Origin of the sequence: Herbidospora cretacea, assembly GCF_001570605.1 — a bacterium.
In the GTDB taxonomy this organism is placed as follows: Bacteria; Actinomycetota; Actinomycetes; order Streptosporangiales; family Streptosporangiaceae; genus Herbidospora; species Herbidospora cretacea.
In genome coordinates this window covers 32,549-50,905 of sequence record NZ_BBXG01000002.1, presented here as the reverse complement: position 1 = coordinate 50,905, position 18,357 = coordinate 32,549, and the positions used below count along the sequence as shown (strand labels likewise).

The 18,357-nt window shown below is 69.8% G+C and carries 16 protein-coding genes, 2 pseudogenes and 1 riboswitch; of the genes and pseudogenes, 13 read left to right on the top strand and 5 right to left on the bottom strand.

The window, feature by feature from the left end; all coding sequences use genetic code 11:
• Nucleotides 1–50: 50 nt before the first annotated feature.
• On the top strand, nucleotides 51–1,259 hold the full coding sequence (locus AW270_RS02675; RefSeq protein ID WP_245674547.1) for an LCP family protein: 1,209 nt from the start codon (nucleotides 51–53) through the stop codon (nucleotides 1,257–1,259).
• Here the strand turns inward: AW270_RS02675 and AW270_RS02670 are convergent.
• A complete protein-coding gene (locus tag AW270_RS02670) occupies nucleotides 1,256–1,903 on the bottom strand; it encodes a GOLPH3/VPS74 family protein (protein WP_061290271.1) in 648 nt (215 codons plus the stop codon). The genes AW270_RS02675 and AW270_RS02670 overlap by 4 nt on opposite strands.
• A 26-nt stretch (nucleotides 1,904–1,929) precedes the next feature.
• Between AW270_RS02670 and AW270_RS02665 the strand changes: the two genes are divergently transcribed.
• Together AW270_RS02665 and AW270_RS02660 are read left to right on the top strand one after the other, a co-directional pair.
• Nucleotides 1,930–2,808, top strand: a complete 879-nt coding sequence (locus tag AW270_RS02665) for an Fpg/Nei family DNA glycosylase (RefSeq protein ID WP_061290269.1) — start codon at nucleotides 1,930–1,932, stop codon at nucleotides 2,806–2,808.
• 27 nt (nucleotides 2,809–2,835) lie between these two features.
• On the top strand, nucleotides 2,836–3,159 hold the full coding sequence (locus AW270_RS02660; protein WP_061290268.1) for a rhodanese-like domain-containing protein: 324 nt from the start codon (nucleotides 2,836–2,838) through the stop codon (nucleotides 3,157–3,159).
• Here the strand turns inward: AW270_RS02660 and cqsA are convergent.
• The 3 genes from cqsA to AW270_RS02645 all read right to left on the bottom strand — a co-directional run bounded on the left by cqsA (nucleotide 3,147) and on the right by AW270_RS02645 (nucleotide 5,471).
• Nucleotides 3,147–4,352 carry an alpha-hydroxyketone-type quorum-sensing autoinducer synthase gene (gene cqsA, locus AW270_RS02655; RefSeq protein WP_169807243.1) on the bottom strand — a complete coding sequence of 402 codons (1,206 nt, stop codon included), beginning with the start codon at nucleotides 4,350–4,352 and terminating at the stop codon, nucleotides 3,147–3,149. The genes AW270_RS02660 and cqsA overlap by 13 nt on opposite strands.
• A gap of 1 nt (nucleotide 4,353) precedes the next feature.
• Complete coding sequence (locus tag AW270_RS02650) at nucleotides 4,354–4,896, bottom strand: EF-hand domain-containing protein (protein WP_061290267.1); 543 nt, start codon at nucleotides 4,894–4,896, stop codon at nucleotides 4,354–4,356.
• A 77-nt stretch (nucleotides 4,897–4,973) separates the two neighbouring features.
• Entirely contained in the window at nucleotides 4,974–5,471 is a 498-nt protein-coding gene (locus AW270_RS02645; RefSeq protein WP_061290266.1) for a C40 family peptidase, read from the bottom strand.
• A gap of 24 nt (nucleotides 5,472–5,495) precedes the next feature.
• Here AW270_RS02645 and AW270_RS02640 point away from each other — a divergent pair, with 24 nt between their 5' ends.
• From AW270_RS02640 to AW270_RS02600, 10 genes and pseudogenes are all read left to right on the top strand, one after another.
• Nucleotides 5,496–6,350, top strand: coding sequence for a sensor histidine kinase (locus AW270_RS02640; RefSeq protein WP_061290264.1), 855 nt, complete (start codon nucleotides 5,496–5,498; stop codon nucleotides 6,348–6,350).
• Nucleotides 6,351–6,617: 267 nt separating this feature from the next.
• Nucleotides 6,618–8,942 carry a ThuA domain-containing protein gene (locus AW270_RS02635; protein ID WP_169807242.1) on the top strand — a complete coding sequence of 775 codons (2,325 nt, stop codon included), beginning with the start codon at nucleotides 6,618–6,620 and terminating at the stop codon, nucleotides 8,940–8,942.
• A gap of 74 nt (nucleotides 8,943–9,016) precedes the next feature.
• Complete coding sequence (locus tag AW270_RS02630; RefSeq protein ID WP_061290260.1) at nucleotides 9,017–9,466, top strand: hypothetical protein; 450 nt, start codon at nucleotides 9,017–9,019, stop codon at nucleotides 9,464–9,466.
• Between the two features lie 119 nt (nucleotides 9,467–9,585).
• Nucleotides 9,586–10,218 (top strand): hypothetical protein, encoded by a 633-nt coding sequence (locus tag AW270_RS02625; protein WP_061290258.1) that lies wholly within the window; start codon nucleotides 9,586–9,588, stop codon nucleotides 10,216–10,218.
• A gap of 409 nt (nucleotides 10,219–10,627) precedes the next feature.
• Nucleotides 10,628–10,753 (top strand): annotated as a pseudogene (locus AW270_RS42040) (double zinc ribbon domain-containing protein); the annotation flags it as partial.
• A 192-nt stretch (nucleotides 10,754–10,945) separates the two neighbouring features.
• Nucleotides 10,946–11,296, top strand: coding sequence for a hypothetical protein (locus AW270_RS02620; protein WP_157521636.1), 351 nt, complete (start codon nucleotides 10,946–10,948; stop codon nucleotides 11,294–11,296).
• Nucleotides 11,293–14,409, top strand: a complete 3,117-nt coding sequence (locus tag AW270_RS02615) for an ATP-binding protein (protein WP_061290253.1) — start codon at nucleotides 11,293–11,295, stop codon at nucleotides 14,407–14,409. Before AW270_RS02620 ends, AW270_RS02615 begins: the two co-directional genes overlap by 4 nt.
• Nucleotides 14,409–14,915 carry a hypothetical protein gene (locus AW270_RS02610; RefSeq protein ID WP_157521635.1) on the top strand — a complete coding sequence of 169 codons (507 nt, stop codon included), beginning with the start codon at nucleotides 14,409–14,411 and terminating at the stop codon, nucleotides 14,913–14,915. The genes AW270_RS02615 and AW270_RS02610 overlap by 1 nt, the downstream gene beginning before the upstream one ends.
• Nucleotides 14,916–14,944: 29 nt before the next feature.
• Nucleotides 14,945–16,075: a hypothetical protein gene (locus tag AW270_RS02605; RefSeq protein ID WP_061290249.1), complete on the top strand. Its 1,131-nt coding sequence runs from the start codon at nucleotides 14,945–14,947 to the stop codon at nucleotides 16,073–16,075.
• Between the two features lie 549 nt (nucleotides 16,076–16,624).
• A riboswitch (TPP riboswitch) is annotated at nucleotides 16,625–16,736 on the top strand.
• Nucleotides 16,728–18,092, top strand: coding sequence for a purine-cytosine permease family protein (locus tag AW270_RS02600; RefSeq protein WP_061290247.1), 1,365 nt, complete (start codon nucleotides 16,728–16,730; stop codon nucleotides 18,090–18,092). Its footprint overlaps the riboswitch before it by 9 nt.
• Here AW270_RS02600 and AW270_RS02595 read toward each other — a convergent pair.
• A pseudogene (locus AW270_RS02595) lies at nucleotides 18,057–18,357 on the bottom strand (hypothetical protein); the annotation flags it as partial. The gene AW270_RS02600 and the pseudogene AW270_RS02595 overlap by 36 nt on opposite strands.

The window sequence follows — 18,357 nt, the reverse complement described above, 5'->3', positions numbered from 1 at the left end:
GCGTACCGTCAAGGCAGTGTCATGTCTCGGCAAGCGGGGGGTAGAGGAACGTGGTTGAGGACAACGAGCCGACGCGAATGGTGCGGCGGCCGCTGGAGCCTCCGGCCTACCCGGTTCGCGAGCCGGAAGTCAAGGGACCCGAGCCCAAAGGCCGTTCCAAGGTCTACGGCAAGCCGCGCAAGGGCACCTCACCGGTCAGGATGTTCAACGGCGGGAACGAGCCAAGGGCCGACGCCGGTGGCGGGGGCGACCGCGGCTCCTTCGGCGTGGGCGGCTTCGGCGGGGGCGACGGGCCGCGCAAGCCGCGCCGTCTCGGGCGGAAGATCGCGATCGGCGTGGCGGTGTTCCTCGTGCTCGTGCTCATCGGGGTCGTCGCGCTGTTCTTCAGCGTGCAGGGCAAGATGAACAACGTCGAGGCCCTCACCGACTACGACGGCCGCCCGGCCGAGACCCCCGGGCAGGACTGGCTGCTGGTGGGCTCCGACAGCCGCGAGGGCCTGAGCGCCGCGCAGAAGAAGAAGCTCCGCACCGGCTCGGCCGTCGGCCGCCGCACCGACACGATGATGCTGCTGCACATCCCCGAGGGCGACGGGCGGCCCACTCTGGTCAGCCTTCCGCGCGACTCCTATGTGCCGATCCCGGGCAACGGCAACGGCAAGCTCAACGCGGCTTACGCCTTCGGCGGCCCCAAGCTGCTGGCCCAGACCGTCGAGCAGGTCACCGGCATCCGGCTCGACCATTACATGGAGATCGGCTTCGGCGGGTTCGTCGGCATCGTCGACGCCGTCGGCGGCGTCGAGATCTGCCCCAAGCAGGCGATCAAGGACCCGAAGGCGGCCCTCAACATCAAGAAGGGCTGCCAGACCATGGACGGCGCGACCGCCCTGGGCTACGTCCGCACCCGCAAGACCGGCGCCATCCCCGACTTCGACCGCACCCAGCGTCAGCGCGAGTTCTTCTCGGCCGTGGTCAAGAAGGCGGCCAGCCCCGGCACCCTGATCAACCCGTTCACCGCCGTCCCGCTGGCCAACAGCGCCGCCGAGTCGGTCGCGGTCGCGCCCGGCACCGGGCCGTTCGACCTGCTGTCGCTGGGCCTGGCCATGAAGAACAACCCGGTGACGACCGCCGTCCCGATCGGGTCGCTGCCGACCATCGACGGCCAGTCGGTCGTCAAGTGGGACACCACGCGGGCCAACCAGTTGTTCGAGGCCCTGGAGGCCGACAAGCCCGTGCCGAAGAGCGCGATCGAGAAGGGCTAACTCACGGCCGTGACGATGACGACCGTGGTGAGGATCATCATCATGGCGGCTTCGACGGCGGCGATGGCCTGCTTGACGCCTTCCCCGGCCCAGTCGCCCTCGGTGATCTCCTTCACCCGGGCGTCGTCGGCGCCGGGGAACTGCTTGTCCAGCGCCTTGGCGGCGTGCAGGACGCCGATGACCACGGCCGTCCGGGGGTCGGGCTCGGCGCCCGCCAGCACGCTCTCCACCTTCTGACGGACCGCGCGCTCGACGCTGCCGTCGAGCTCCGGGTACTTGACGGTCTTGAACAGCCCGAGGATCTTGCTCTTGGCCTCGGAGAGCACGCCGCGCTCGACGAGCCGGACCAGCAGCCGCTGCCGCAGCGCGTCGCCGTCGAGCTTGTCGATCCACCACTCCGGCTTGCGGACCTTCGCCTCCGCCGCGATGCGCTCTAACGCGGCGTCGAGTTCCGGTTCGCCGACGGGAGTCGGGTCGGCCACCACGACCCCTTCGCCGGACAGGCTGACCCGGCCCCTGATCGCGAGTTCGGCCAGCACGGCCCCGGCGAGCCCCGCCTTCAGCCCGATGGCGCTCATGGTCGGCCGGCCGGTCTTCTCGTCGTAGCCGAGAAGCAGGACATCTTCGGCGATGATGCTGGTCATGTGCCCGTCCCTACGTAGTCTGAAGTATGCCTGAATTGCCCGAGGTGGAGTCGCTGGCCGAGTTCTTGCGGGAGCGTGCGGTCGGTCAGGTGGTGGACGCCGTCGACGTGGCGGCGTTCTCGGCGCTGAAGACCGTGTCGCCGCCGGTCACCTCGCTCGGCGGCCTCACCGTGACGACGGTCGCGCGGCACGGGAAGTTCCTCGACCTCGACTGCGACGGCATCCACCTGGTCTTTCACCTCGCCCGTGGCGGCTGGCTGCGGTGGCGCGACGACCTCTCCGGGGCCAAGCCGGTCAGGCCGGGGAAAGGGCCACTCGCTCTTCGGGTACGTTTCGCTCCCGACGACCTCGGGGTCGCCCCCGGCTTCGAACTGACCGAGGCGGGGACGCAGAAACGTCTGGCCGTCTACGTGGTGACCTCCCCCGGCGACGTGCCGGGCATCGCCGCCCTCGGGCCCGACCCGCTCGTGCCGGAGTTCACCGCCGAGGCCCTGACCTCGATCCTCCAGGGCAAGCGGACCCAGATCAAGGGGCTGCTGCGCGACCAGAAGGTCATCGCGGGGATCGGCAACGCCTACTCCGACGAGGTCCTGCACGCCGCCAGGATGTCGCCCTTCAAGGTCGCCTCCACGCTGACGCCCGAACAGATCGGTTCCCTGTACGAGGCCATCGTCGTCACCCTGCGGGAGGCCATCGAGCGGGCCCGGGGGATCGCCGCCAAGGACCTCAAGGCCGAGAAGAAGTCGGGCCTGCGGGTGCACGGGCGTACCGGCGAGAAGTGCGACGTGTGCGGGGACACCATCCGCGAGGTGTCCTTCGCCGACTCCTCTCTCCAGTACTGCCCGACCTGCCAGACCGGCGGGAAACCGCTGGCCGACCGGCGGCTGAGCAAACTGCTCAAGTAGGGAGCAGCTGTCCCTACACTGGGGCGCATGACTCTGCGGGACGTGCAGCCGACCGGTGTGCCTGAGGGCGCTTACCTGCTTGACGTGCGTGAGGTCGACGAGTGGCGGGCCGGCCACGCGCCGTCTGCGACGCACATTCCCCTCGGGCAGCTGCAGAACCGGGTGGGCGAGGTGCCCCAGGGCCAGCCTGTCTACGTCATCTGCCGGGTCGGCGGGCGGTCGGCGCAGGCGGCGACCTGGCTGAACCACGTCGGGTGGGACGCGGTCAACGTCGGCGGCGGCATGCAGTCGTGGGCGGCTTCCGGCCTGCCGATGCAGAGCGAGAGCGGCCAGCCGCCCTACGTGGCCTGACCCGACGCGGCCGGGCGGCGGGTGGAGAGCCACCCCGCCATCCCCGCCTCGTCTCTGACCACCGCGCAGGCGTGCAGGATCTGTTCGGCCTGGGCGTCGGTCAGGCCCGCGTGGAGCGACAGGCGCAGCAGGGTCCGGGTGACCGAGGTCGCGGGCGGGACGAACACCGCGCCGAACACGTCGTGGCGCTCCAGCAGGTCGCGCAGCAGCATCACGTCGGCCTCGCGGCCGACCTCCAGTGCGATGATCTGCTCGGTCCCGCCGCCGAGCTCGTAGCCGAGGGCGGTCAGCTCGGGCCGCAGCCACGCCGTCAGCTCCCGCAGTCTCGTGCGGCGGCCCTCCTCGCGCCTGACCAGGTCGAGGGCGGCGGCCAGCAGGGCCGTGTCGTGGGGGAGCAGGGCGCTGCTGAAGACCGCCGGACCGGCCTCGTATTTGAAGTAGTCGACGAAGCCGGGGTCGTCGCAGACGACCAGGCCCGCCCGGCCGGGGACCGCCTTCGACAGGCTGACCGTCCGGAACGCCACCCGCTCTTGCAGGCCCTCGGCGGCCACCAGGCCCTCACCTCTGAGGCCGTGGGTCCCGACGGAGTGGGACTCGTCGACGACCAGCAGCGAGTCGTGCTCCTCGGCGACCTCGACGAACGCGCGGAGCGGGCAGCGCGAGCCGTGGGAGCTGTAGACGGAGTCGACGACCACGACGCCGGGGCCGTGGCGTTCGAGTCGGGCGGCCAGGTGGGCCGGGTCGTTGTGGCGGAAGATCTTCAGGGGCGCGCCCGCGAGCTGGACGCCGGTCCGCAGCGAGGCGTGGGCCCGCTGGTCGAGGTAGACGGGCACGTCGGGGCCGGCGATCACCTGGATCAGGCCGGCGTTGGCCATCCAGCCCGACTGGCACAGCACCCCGGCCGCCGCCTTCAGGTGGCGGGCGAACGCGCCTTCCAGCAGCGTCTGCGGGTGGTCGTCGCGCAGGAACGGCGCGGCCATCAGGGGGGCCGTCTCGCGGCCCAGCGAGCGTTCGATCGCCTCGACGATGTGCGGGTGGCCGCTGATGGCCAGGTAGTCGTTCCTGGTCAGGATGATCGAGGACGGGCCGGGCGCGCGGCCCTGGAGCGCTCGGCGGCCCGCCCACGTCGCGGTCACCCGGTCTCGATGGAAGGAGTCGATCCGGCGCTGGAGGAGGCCGCGCGCCCCGCCCACGTCAGACCCGCCCGAGCAGGGCCGAGCCGTACGTCTCGGGGTTGTCGCTGCAGAAGTAGCCCTCGACGGCGCGGTGGACCTCGCCGAAGGAGAGGGCCCCCTTGCCCTCGGTGTCGAGCTGGTCGAAGGCGTGGTGGCCGTCTTCATGGGAGAGGCCGAAGGCGCTGTTCATGGTGGCGACGTACTCCTCGCGGGAGATGACGCCGTCGCCGTCGGTGTCGGCCAGTTGCAGGAACGCCTGCGAGACCGGCTGGACCCGCTGGTAGCCGTCGGGCAGGCCGAGGATCGTCTTCTGGTGGGCCGCGAGATATTCGCCGAAGTCGAGGCCCGCGTCGCCGTCGAGGTCCATCGGCGCGTAGACCTCCGTCCACAGGGCGGCGTAGCTCTGGCGGATGGCGACGCTCTGGTCTGAGGAGGGGCTCCAGCCGAAGGCCTGCGCCGCCCGCCCGGCCGCCGCGGTGAAGTCGGCGAACGTGAGGACACTGTCGCCGTCGGCGTCGAGCAGGGTGAAGAACTTGTGCATCTTGCGGCTGTAGTGGTCCATGAACTTCCTCTCGGTGGACGACGATTACCGAGGGTAAAGAGACCGTGCCGGAGTGTTAATGGCCCCGGGGATAGGGTTCACAGGCGGTAGTAGCCGAGCAGGTCGTCGAGGGCGTTCACCGGGTCGACGCGGACCCTGGTCCCGGTCTTGAAGGCGTTGATCATCCGGCCGCCGCCGATGTAGACGCCGACGTGGTGGGTGCGCTTCTTCGTCCCGAAGAAGACGAGGTCGCCGGGGGCCGGGTCGTTCACCGGGCGCATGCGGCGCAGGTGGTCGTCGGTGGTGCCGGGGCCGAGCACGTCGTGGTCGTAGCCGATCTCGTAGACCCAGCGGGTCAGGCCGGAGCAGTCGAGGCCGTGGGTCGTGGTGGCCGGGCAGGGCCGGATGTCGCCTCGGTAGCCCTGGCAGATGCCGAATGACGGGCCCGCGCTCCCGGCGTGGCCGCCGCCCCACGAATAGGGATATCGGCCGATCAGGGCGTGCGCGGAGGCGAGGATCTGGTCCCGTGGGTCGGGCCGGGGAACGGACGCGACGGCACAGGCCAGGACGAGCGCCACGATCACGGGAATCTTCATCGGTACGAGGGTAGAGGCGACGCCATGGACATCGCGCTCGCCGTGGTCGTCGCGGTCTCCCAGCTGGCGATCGCCTTCGGGACGAAAGTGCCGATGCACCCGGCCGCGATCATCGCGCTGGCCCTCGTCACGGCCGCCGCCCTGCTGTGGCGACGCCGATTTCCGCTGCCCGTATTCGCGGTAACGGTCATCGCGCATCTGGTCACCCTGCCTGCTGAACCGTTGTGGTGGCTCGGACCGGCGTCGGCGTGCGCCCTCTACGCCTGCGGACGGCACGCGCCCGCCCGGTACGCCTGGCCGGCCGCCCTGGTCGGGCTGGTGGTCTACTACGGCCCGGCCGTCAACCTGGGCCCGGTCATCCTGGTCGGCGCCGGTCACCTGGTGCGGCTGCGGAAGGAGATGGCCGAGCGGGACCGGGCGGAACTGCTCCGGGAGGAGCGGCGCCGCATCGCCCGCGAACTGCACGACGTGGTCGCCCACCACATCACGACCATGAACGTCCTGGTGGGAGCAGCCCGGCTGAAGCCGGAGAAGTCGGAGTCGCTGCTCCAGAACGCGGAAGAAACCGGGCGTCAGGCGATGACCGAAATGCGGCAACTCCTGTACGTCCTGCACGCCGCCGACGACCCCGTCCCCAGCTACGGGACGGCCGAGCTCTCCCCGGCCGCCGACCACGCGGTCTACCGGCTGGTCCAGGAGGCGCTGACCGACACCCGTCAACACGCCTCCGGCGCGAGCGCCACCGCGCGGATCGCCTATGACGACGGGGGCGTCGAGGTGGACGTACAGGATGACGGGCCCGGTGGTCTTCCGGTCGCGCCGCGCGGATACGGGCTGCGGGCTATCCGTGGGTCGCGGCGGACCTCGTCCCTCACATGAAGGGCCGCTGACCTGCTGGCCCTGAATTCTGTCAGACGTCTTCGGGCGAAACTTTTAGGCGGAAACTTTCGCCGACGAAAATCGAAAGTCTGGGTGATCGTTGACAAATGTGTGGGACGAAGCTCACACTTCCGACATTCATCGCGTTAGAGATGGGGTCGGGGCCTAGCCGCGCGGTGGAGTTCCTGTACGACGATAAGAGGAGCGACGATGCCGTCCTCTCGCCCACGTTCCGCCAAGCGATCATTAGCCACTGCCCTGCTGGCAGTGCCTGCTCTCCTTATCGGCACACCCGGGGTGGCCCTCGCCGCCGAGACCGGAGCGCCGCCCGTCCTCGACGTGGCCACGCTCTCCCCGGTCGACCCGGTCCCGAACTACAACGGCGTGGCGAACAACGCCTACGTGACTTCCACCACCACCGGCCCCGGCGGCTGGTTCACCGGCAACGACGTCACGCTGAACCTGTCGGCGACCGACGACGACGCCGTCGCCAAGTTCCGGGTCACCATCGCGGGCGTCACGGTCGAGGTCCCGGCCGTGCAGAACGGAACCCGCGGCACGGCCGCCCACGTGATCAGCGGCGACCGCAACAGCAGCGTGAGCTACGTCGCCGTCGACGCGGCCGGCAACGCCTCGGCCGCCCGGACGATCACCGTGCGCATCGACACCAAGCCGCCGGTCGCGGCCTGGCCCGGCATCGCCAACGGCAAGGTCGGGCACAGCGCGTCCGCCGCCTCCATCACCCCGACCCGTACCGACGCCACCCCCGGCGCGGGCGGCGCGGCGGTGCGGGACATGTGGATCGACGACGTCTGGACCTACCCGATGCCGCTCGACCTGGCCACCCTCTCCGTGGGCAAGCACACCTGGGCGGTCAACCTCGGCGACTCCGCCGGCAACGGCGCCAAGTACACGCTGACCTTCGAGATCACCACCTCGATCGCCGACCTGCGGGCCCTCGTCCAGCGCTACGTGACCGCCGGCAAGGTCTCCGCGGCCAACGGCGACCGGCTGCTGGCGCTGCTGACCGAGGCCGAGGGCGGCGCCGCCGAGGCGGCGCTGGTCAAGTTCGGCGCGCTGGCCGCGAAGGTGACCCCCGCCGGCTACATGCGCGACTCGCTGGTCAAGGACGCCGCCTACCTCGTCGAGGAGCTCCAGGGCGTCGACCACCCCGACGTCGTCACCGGCGTCGCGGTGAGCGCGGGCAAGGGCATGGACCGTTACCCGTTCCGGGCTCCGGGCGAGGCCGTGCGGAACGACCGGCCCAAGTTCAAGATCCTGCTGTTCGGCAACCGTCCGGGCGCGTTCCGGCACGAGCACATCCCGCTGACGATGGCGATGATCCAGGACCTCGGCCGGGCCAACTCCTTCGACGTGGACGTCTACGACTACCTCAGCCCCGAGGTGTCGGTCGCGGGCAACCCGTTCGAGAGCGCCGAGCGCCTGGCCCAGTACGACGCCCTGGTCGGCGTCTCCAGCGTCGGCAACGACGTGTTCGTCACCAACCGGCCCTCGACGACCACCCCCGGCGCCACCGTCAACGAGCAGGCCGCGCTCCAGACCTACATCCGCAACGGCGGCGGCTTCGTGGCCATCCACGGCGCCACCGACTCGATGCACAACTGGGACTGGTACAAGAACCTGGTCGGCGGCGAGTTCGACAACCACGGTTCCAACGCGGGCGGCATCCAGAACACCTGCGGCGGCTGCCTCGTCGCCGAACTGGTCACCGAGGACGGCACCCACCCGGCCACCCGCCACTTCGCCAAGAAGATGACGGTCTCGGACGAGCTCTACAACTGGCGGGGCTTCCTCCCCCGCGAGAAGGTGCACGTCCTGCAGACGCTGACCGAGTCGACCTACGTGTCCGGCATCGGCAACAGCGCGGGCCGCATCGAGGGCGCCGACCACCCCATCTCGTGGTGCGCCAACTACGACGGCGGGCGTTCCTTCACCCAGGCGCTCCTGCACAATTGGCAGAACACCGCCGACCCGATCTTCCAGAAGAACATCCTGGAAGGCATCAAGTGGGCCGCCGGCGAGTCGTCCGGCAACTGCTCCACCCACGTCGAGATGCGCGGCCTGGTCGCCGCCGGTGTGGCCGACGGGTCGGTCGACGCCGGTCTGGCCGCCACGCTGAACGGCGCGATCGACGCCTCGTACAACGCCTACGTGGTCAAGGACTACATCAAGGCCATGGACGAGGCCAAGGTGGTCCGCCGCGAGGTCAAGGCCGCCCTGCCCGGCCCCGAGAACACCCCGATCCGGGAGCGCGCGAAGGAACTGGCGGAGTGGATGAAGCTCCTCGCCGAGGACGCCGTCATCCTGCGCTTCCAGTCCGAGCCGGTCTCGGCCACCCACCAGTCCGGTGACACCGCGGTCTTCGCGGCTCCCGCCGACGGCCAGAACGTCACCTACCAGTGGCAGGTCAAGGCTCCGGGCTCGGCCGACTGGGCCGACGTGCCCGGCCAGACCACCTTCGCGATCGCGGTCACCGCGGCGCCGGAACTGTCCGGCTCCGAGTACCGCGTCCGCGCGACGGACCCGACCGGCGTGATCGTCTCGCGCTCGGCGGTCCTGCAGGTCGGCTGACCCGCCCGTCTCACCGCCGGTGGCCCGAGCACCTCGGGCCACCGGCCTCGGCGATTCGATCAGAAGTGGACTCCATGCGCCGCTCCCTCCTCCCGGCCGTCGCCGCGCTCGTCCTGTGCGCCGCTTGCGGCGCCTCGGCCGACACCGCGTCCGGGGCGGTCACCTGCGAATCAGGCCCGCGCACGTCCCTCGCGGCGTCCGGCGACACCGAGTGGCGCCACCCCGACCGCTCCTTCTACGCCCCGGGCGACGAGGCGCCCAACGGCGGCAGCCTGGAACATCTGCTCGTCGGCGACAACGCGCTGATCGTGCAGTACTCCCCGGAACTGCCGCAGCCGTCGATCGACGCGCTCCGCGAGTGGGCGGCCATGCAGACCGCGACCGTGGCGGTCCCGGGCCCTGCCGATCCCGTGGTCCGCGCGATGATCAACTCGACCCAGCTCACCTGCGACGGCCTGGACACCGACCAGCTCACCGACCTGGCCCGCTCCCGCAGGCCCGGCCAGGGCACCGAACACTCGTAAATCGCCGAAGCTGGTGCAGAATGCACCCCGTGATACGGCGAATGATGGTCGTGACCCTTGTAGCCGCTGGGCTCGGCGTTCCGAGTCCCGCAGAGGCGGCTGCCGATCCCCTGACGGCTGTGAAGGCGCAGTACGTGCCGGGCCACGGGGTCATGATCCGTGAGTGGGGGCATTCGTTCGCCAGCGTGCCGGCGAAGCTGGTCTTCTGGCAGGAGGGGTGGCTGGAGTTCGGGCGCAAGCAAGTGGTGGCCTACGAGACGCGGGTGAAGCGCGCTCCCGTCAAGGACCCGATCAGATCGCTCGGCGTCGGGAAGTACACCTACCGCACCAGCCCGGCGATCCTGCGCACCCTGCCCAAGGGGAAGGTCTGGCGGGCCGAGCCCAGGGAGCACAACCCCTTCTGGAACCCCGTCTTCGTCGTCGAACCGACGACGCTCAAGGCGCTGCTCACGGCGGGGAAGCGCCGCAACGCGACCATGTACGAGGGGGTCATCGCCTACGGCGACCTCTACGCGGTCTCGCCGTCCCTGCGGGCCGACGCCCCGAAGCCCGACGCGGTCCAGGCGGCGGTGGACGTCAAGTGGCACATGTACACCAGTGCGAAGGGCCTGCCGAGCCAGTTCTGCGCGAAAGTGGACGACGGCCAGGACAGCCCCGGCCGCGACACCTGCGTCAAGTTCGACTGGTGGGGTGCGAAGAAGCACCTGCCCGCCCCACCGAACGGCAGAGTCCGCTTCCCGTCCGCGAGCTGACGCGGGGGTGGCCGAACCAGGCACATGATGCACCATGTGGGGGCGAACCGGGCTGAGAGGGCGACCAGCGTTTAGACCTGTCCGTACGCCAGCGGTCGTGCTCCTTCTTGAGCTCGTAGGCGTGCTTCGGCCGTTCGACGCGGAGACTTGTTCACGAACGGCTAGATCGCCGGTGCGATCAGAGTCCAGGATCGTGTCCGTCGTCATCAGACCGGCAAGGAACCCCAGATCGCCCGCCGGGGTGCTCCCCGGCGCCTTTACCGAAGCGGGGTGCCGGGCGCTTCGGGGCGGGTGATGTCATCGGCCGAAGACGTCGGCGGATACGCGGCTCAGCGCGTCGGGCGGGGCGGCGATTCGAGGGCCGACCTCGGCGATTGGGCAGCGGCTAGCCTGGTGACCTGGGGGAACTATGCGCTGCCAATCCTGTGGATATGTGAATTCGGCAGGCTACGGCTACTGCGAACAGTGCCGGGCGGGGCTCACCCGGCCCTGCCCCGGCTGCGGGGAACCGGTCCCGTCGGGGTCGGGCCGCTGTCCGGCTTGCGGCGTACCGGCGGATGCCGCCGGACGTCCACCGCCTGTCGCGCGGTCTGTCGGAACGGCGCCGCAACCGCCGGTGTGGACGCCTCCTCCACCACCCATGCAGACGGCGTACGTGCAGCGGGCCGGGCAGGACTCGTGTTTCAGCGGGGTCGTGCGTGATTTCCAGCCACGCCGTGAGCGTTCGATGACAAGCGGCGACATGGAGATGGAGTCGTGGCACTTCCGGATCGAACGCCATGACGCGAGCGGCAACCGGCTGGCCCCCGTGCCGGTGGAGATGAAGGGCCTGACCTTCGTCGGGGCGTTGAGCAACGGCGACGAGGTCAGCGTGCGGGGCGTCTGGCGTGACGGCACGCTCCGCGTCCAGGAGCTCACCAACCTCACGACCAACGCGTATGTCCGGGCGAAGGACTACCGTGTCGCGCGCACGGCCTTGATGATCGCCGTCCTCGTCGGTTTCGTGGTCGTCGTCACCATCATCCTCAGCGTCGCCGTCTCCATGTGCTCGGCCCCCTGGCCACCGGAGATGCCATGACCGCCGATCCCGTGAGCACCGCCGCCGTCGACTACCTCCAGCGCGCCCGGCTCGTGCCGCCCCTGTCCGGAGTCCCGGGTGGCACGACGCCGTTCGACGCCCGACGGGTCGTCCGGGTCGCGGGGGCCGGGGAACCCCTGCGCGCGCCGGCGGTCTCGTCCACCGCCTCGGAGGATGGCGGACGGGCAGGCTCAAGCCCCGAACTCCCGATTCTGCCGCTGCTGGTCGGCCTGGCCGGAGCGCGTGCGCCGGTGGCCTTCCTCCTGGACGGCCAGGACCAGAACGTGTCGGTACGGCTGGGCACGTGGGCGCAGGACGGTGTGGACGAGGCCGGACTCGACGCGCGGCAGGCGACGTTGCTCGCCGTGCTCGACGGGTGTTACCCCGCCCTGGACCTGGCCGCGGCGGGGGTGGCGGCGTCGCGGCTGCCGTACGGGGCGCTCGGCCTGGGCGTGCCCAGCCCTCCGGCGATCGATCCCCGGGACGGCGCGTTGCCGGTCGACCGGCTGGTGCGCTCGATGAACGGCCTGCGCTGGGCCGCGCTCGTCCTCGCGACGCCCGCCGACGGCGACACGCTCGGCGCCGACCGGAACCTGGTGCTCAACGAGATGCGGTCGGTGGCCTCGGCCGTGGAGGCCACCGGCGTCGCCAGCCCGCTGGCCGAGCACTATCTCGACATGCTGCGGGCCAGGCTGGAGGCGCTCGCCGACGCGCAGGCCCGAGGCGGCTGGCGTACGGCCGTCTACCTGTTCGGGGAGCGGGCCGGCGACCTGGCGGCGTTGAGCGCCGCATGGCGGGCGGTGCACTCCGGTGTGAAGTCCCTTCCGGAACCGGTGCGCACGGTCGCGCACCCGCTCGCCGCCGAACTGGGCACGGGCTGGGCGCTGCCCGACGCCGGCGAGCAGCCGGGGCCGAACCTCTACCGGCATCCCTTCGGCGCGCAGACCCTGCTGAGCTCGGCCCAACTCGCGGCTTACGTGCACCTGCCCAACGTGGAGACACCGGGCTTCGCGATCAGCCCGGCGCCGCGGTTCGACACGGTCGTCCCCTCTGTCGACGACCGGTCGCCGCACCTGGTCGTCGGGGAGGTGATGCAGCACCTGCGGACCACGGGCGGCGCCTACCGGGTCCCGCTGCGCTCGCTCACCCGTCATGTCTTCGTTCCGGGCACCACCGGCGCGGGCAAGACGAACACCATCATGGGGCTGCTGCTGGAGGCCGCCTCGCACGACGTGCCCTTCATGGTGATCGAGCCGGCCAAGACCGAGTACCGTGCGCTGATCGGCCATCCCGCCCTGGGCCGCGGGATGCAGATCTTCACCGCTGGCAAGGCCATGGTGGCGCCGTTCGTGCTCAACCCGTTCGAGGTGCCGCCCGGCACGACCGTCGGGGAGCACCTCGACCTGTTGCGGGCCGTTTTCATGGCCTCGTTCGGCATGTGGACGCCCCTGCCCCAGATCCTCGAGCGCTGCCTGCACGAGATCTACCTCGACCGCGGCTGGGATCTGCGCACGAACGAAAACACCCGGCTGGGCGAATCCGGGCCCGACGCGACGTCCGACGTGTTCCCCACCCTGTCCGACCTGGTGGCCAAGGTCGGCGAGGTCATCCCCGCGCTCGGCTACGACGACCGCATCGCGGGCGACATGCGGGCGTCCCTGCTCACCCGGCTGGAGTCCCTGCGCCGCGGCGCGAAGGGAGCGATGCTGGACGTGGCCGGGTCCTTGCCGCCGCAGGTGCTGTTCGAACGGCCGACCGTGGTCGAACTCGACGCTCTCGGCGACGAGGGCGACAAGGCGTTCTTCGCCGGGTTGCTGCTGATCCGCCTGGTCGAGCACCGCCGCGCGCGAGGGCAGTCGCAGGACCTGACGCATCTGCTGGTCGTCGAGGAGGCGCACCGCCTGCTGGCGAACGTGCCCGCCCAGTCGTCCGAGGAGTCGGCGAATCCACGCGGCCAGGCCGTGGAGACCTTCTCCAATCTGCTGTCCGAGATCCGCGCGTACGGCCAAGGTGTGATCATCGCCGACCAGATCCCGGTACGGCTCGCGCCCGACGTCATCAAGAACACCAACCTGAAGATCGCGCACCGGATCATCTCCGCCGACGACCGCGTCGCGCTGGCCGGAGCGATGGCCATGGACGAACCGCAGGCCAAGGCGCTGACCACCCTGCGGACCGGCCAGGCCGTCGTCTTCAGCGGCGGCGAGGACGCGCCCCTGATGGTCCGGGTCCCGCCGGTCAAGGACGCCCTCGCGCCGCAGCCGCCGCCCGACGCCCAGGTGCGGGAGCACATGGCACGCTGGCGCGAGGAGGGCTCGTTCGCGCCGCTCTTCCTGAGCCGTCCCTTCTGTGGCGAGACGTGCGCCGCGCCGCCCATCTGCGACGCGGCCAGGGCCCTGGCCGCCGACACGTACGCGCAGCGTGTCCTGTCGCGGCTGGTGACCTCCGCCATCGACGATCCCGGGGCGTTCGACCGGCTGTGGGACGACCTGACGGCCGCCGTGCGTGCCCGCCGTCCGTCCGCCGTCCCCGACGAGGAGCTGCTGCGCGCCTTCGCGGGACACGGCGCCGACTGGCTGGCCACCCGGCGAGGGATCCAGGGCGCCTGGACCTACGCCGACACCGCCGAGTTTCGCGACCGGCTCCGCGCCTTGCTCCTCGACAGGCTCGACGCCGCCGGCCGGAACACGGCGGCCCTGATCGACGTGTTCCGCCAGACGGTCCATCGCCTGTCCGCCCGCCGGTTCGAGCCGTATCCGGCGTGCCATCTGGTATGTGCGCAGGATCCGCCTCTGTGCCTCTACCGCTCGGCGGTGGCCGATCTGGTGGCTGGACGTCGATACCGGACGGGATGGCTGGAAGCCGACCACGCGGACGCCTCCTCCGAGGACAAACGGCGGCGCCAGACCTGGGAGGTGTGCCAGGACGCCGCGTACGAGATGATCGAATTCCCCGCGGAGGACATGCCGGAGGAGAGCCGGGCCGCTCTCGACATCGCGGCGCGGCGGGTGTGCCTGTGCTTCCAACAGCAGATGCTCGCCGACGACGACCGCAAGGCGCCCCGCACGATCCGGCGCATCCTGGCCCGGGTGATGGGCGAGGCGGGTCTGTGATGGCGAAGCTCCTGGGCGGCGGCACGGATTGGCGCGACGCCCTGGACCGATTCGAGGAATCCAGTCGCAAGATGGCACTGCTGGCTGCGGACAACATGGAGAGGTCCAACATCACCGGGGCCTCCCAATGCGCCGCCGCGTTGAGGCGCGCTTACGATTCGGCCGGCGCACAACTGGCCGAGGCGCAGTCGTCCTCCTCGCGTGGCTCCCAGGCTCTTAAGGTCGGCATCGGGACGGGGGGCCGGGCCGACCTCTCCGCGACCAAGTCCCTGGGCAACGACATGCTGAACAAGGGAACGGAGCAGACCAAATTCGGTTCGGGCATCAGCCTCGGAGGCGGCTTCCCCGAGCAGAAGGACTCAGGAGGCAAGCGCGAGTCCTCCGGCGACCAGAAGGAGATTTCGGGCTCGCCACTCGAAGTGCAGACCACTCTCCGCGGCGGCACCGGCGCCTCCACTTCCGTGCCCGCCGACTGGCTGAAAAGCGGAACCCGTCTTCCTTCATAGGAACCAGGCAACCGATGGGACGGAGCGCCATGGGCGAGCGTGACGTGGAGCAGACGAAACAACCGACGGAGAAGTCCGGAGAGACCGACAACGCCAAGAGCTCAGAACGCCCAAGCCTGACTTCGGACGACCGCCAGGAGCGTAACCAGCAGAACGACCGGGCGAGCGGTTCCACCCGTGACGGTCAGGATCGGCCCTCGCTGCCGAGCGCGCAGGACCACCGCACCGGCAGCGGATCCGAGAAGACCCGGAGCGACATCGACACCGTGCACCGGGACCACGCTCCGTCGAAGGATTCGGCGTCCACCTCCGATCACCACGCCGCCAAGCACAAGGATGTCGGCGACACCGTACGAAACAGCGTGGACAAGAACGGAAACCAGCACACCATCACCGACCACCACAACTCCAAGGGCGAGAAGACGGGAAGCACCGACACCTGGAAGGAGAAGGCGCGTGACGGAACCATGCACGAGCACACGAAGGAAACGGTCGGAAACAAGACCGTCGCGCATTCGGAGACCTGGCAGGACCGGAACGGCAACACGCACGTGAAAACGGACCACTTCGAGAACGGGGCCAAGGATCGTTCGACGGAGAGCTGGAAGGAGAAGGGAGCCGACGGAGCGCAGCACGACCGTTCGATCACGCGCGACGCCCACGACAACAAGCTCTATGGAAACGACCGGTGGCGGGACGAGAACGGAAACGAACACAGCCGCATCGACAACTACGACGACAAGGGGAAGTTCGCCGGGAGTACGGAAAGGTGGCAGGAGCAGGGGGCCGGCGGAAAGACCGACACCTTCTCCGAGCACAAGGGCGCGAACGGGGAAACGACGTTCACCCATGGCTGGTCCACCAAGGAAGGGCCGGCCGAGTTCACCAAACACTACGACAAGGACAACAAGTTGACCTCGACCGACATGAAGTGGAAGGACACGAAGCCAGACGGCACGACCACTGTCCATTCGGAGCACTGGGACCGAAACGGAACCACCAAGACGGATGTCTCGCGCTCCCCGGACGGCCTCAAGTCCACGCACATCGAACAGTCCGACAAGAACAACAATTCGACCCGTACCGAAGATCGCCAAGAGGTCGTCAAGGACGGAAAGATCCAGGAGACCGTCACCACCAAGACGACGACCACTCGTTAGAAGGTGAAGACCACGACGATCACGCAGGCGAGCTTGACCGGCGCCTCGGCCACGCAATGGCGCGGATCAAGGCCGACCGGCCACGGCCCCGCACGATATGCCGCCCAACGGGGGTCGAGCGGGCGGTCAACCGGCCCGGACAGTTCCAGGCCGTGACCACCCGCTACGACACACCTCTGTCGACCTGCGTGGAATGGGCGAGAGGCGGACAGCGCTCCGGAAACGGAGAAGAGATTCGGTGCAGGTCAGGGATAATTTGCCGTGAGACCGTGAATCCGTCGGCTTGGTCGGGCTGTGGTCCAGAAGGACATTTGTCGCCGGAGCCCGATTGGAGCACAGACGGCCCTGGGGCAGTACCACCTTGTCAAGCTGCAGCTCTGAGCCCCTCATGCGGCTTGAAAGTACAGCTACCGTCACGGATGTAGCTCTACTCCTACGGACGCTGGCGGACTGTTGCCGTCCTGCCGAGCAGGGACCTGGGGGTAGTCGGACGGGGGCTCATGATGCATCATGTGGGGGCGAACCGGGCTGATCCCGGTTCGTTCACAACCTCAGAACCGCGGGAGCTCGGGCGTAACCGGGCTGAGAGGGCGACCAGCGTCGCCGACCGCATGAACCTGTCCGGGTAATGCCGGCGTAGGGAGCGTGTGTGATGGCCGCTGTCATCGATTCCGAGGCCCCTCTCACCCTCGACGAGGCTCCGCCGAAAACTCTCGGCCTGCTCGACCAGGGTGCCCTCTGGGCCAACCTCGGGGTGTCACTGCTCGGGTTCTCAGGAGCGATCGCGCTCGTCAATCCCCTCGGGGACCGTCCGCTCAGCTTCGTCGCGGCGCTGACGGCCGCTGTGGTGGGCAGTCTCATCGGTACGGCCATGGTCGGCCTGGCCGCCATCCCGGGCACCCAGACGGGGGCTCCGGCGATGATGCTGCTCAGAGGGCTTTTCGGGGCGAGACTCTCCTATCTCCCGAGCGTGCTCAACATCGTCCAGATGCTCGGCTGGGGGGCCTTCGAGCTGTGGGTGATCGCCCAGGGGGCGCAGGCCATCGCGGGGCAGTTCGGGGTGACCGTGCCCTACGCGGTGTGGGTGGTGATCGCCGGAGTGATCACGACGGCGCTGACGATCAAGCCGCTGGGGGCGGTGCGGATCCTGCGGCGCTACGTCACCGTCGGGGTCGTGCTGGCGATGATCTATTTCGCGTACGAGCTGATCTCGCGCGGGCCCTCACTGGGGGCCGGGACGTGGGAGGCGTTCGCGCCCTCGGTCGACTACGTCATCGCGCTGAGCGTCTCGTGGGTTCCCCTGGCGGCCGACTTCTCGCGCTTCTCGAAGTCGAGCAGGGCGGCGTTCGGCGGGGTGGTCGGGGGTTACACGATCGCCCAGGTCGCCTGTCTGGCGCTGGGGATCGCCGCGCTGGCGCTGGTCGGGAACGACGTCGGCAAGGTCTGGGACCCGTTCGTCACGGCGTCGCTGGGGGCGGTCTTCTTCGGGATCCTGGTGCTGCGGGAGACCGACCAGTCGTTCGTGAACGTCTATTCGGTGACGATGTCACTGCAGAACCTGGTGCCGAGGGTCGACCGGCGGATTCTCTCGGTCGGCATCGGGACGCTGGTCACGCTGCTGGCGATCTTCGTGAGCGCGGACACCTACTCGGCGTTCCTGGGGATCATCGGGGCGGTGTTCGTGCCGATGTTCGCCGTGCTGGTGGTCGACTACTTCCTGCTCGGCGGTTCGCGCCGGTGGGACACCTCGGAGCGGGCGCCGTCGCGGTGGTCGATGACGGTGCCGTGGATCCTCGGGTTCGCCACGTGGTGGATGCTCGGCGCGCTGCCCGAGGTCCCCTGGTGGCGGGACCTCTGGGTGGCGGCGCGGGAGGCCCTCGGGTTCACCCCCGCGCCGTGGATGAGCGCCGCGCTCGGCTCGTTCCTGGTCGCCGCGCTGGTCACGCTGGCGATCGGGGCCTCGCGCGGCGCTCGGCCGCGGCTATCTGATGCGGGTGAACGCCACGGCGGCAGCTGAGGCGATCACGGTGGACAGGACGACCATGAACAGCACCGACTTGAGCGGGTTGTCCCGCTTCTTCGGGTTGGCCACGGCCGCGACCCGCGGTTCACGCGGTTCCGGGGTCGCCGACGGGGTCGGCTTGGGACGCGGCGACGGCTTCTTGACGGTCGGGGCCGGTTTCGGGAGGCGTACCGGAACGACCTGAGCCGGACGCTCCACCCTCGGCTTCGGCTCCTTCACGGGAGGCGGCGGCGGGGGTGGTGGCGGCGGTGGTGGCGGG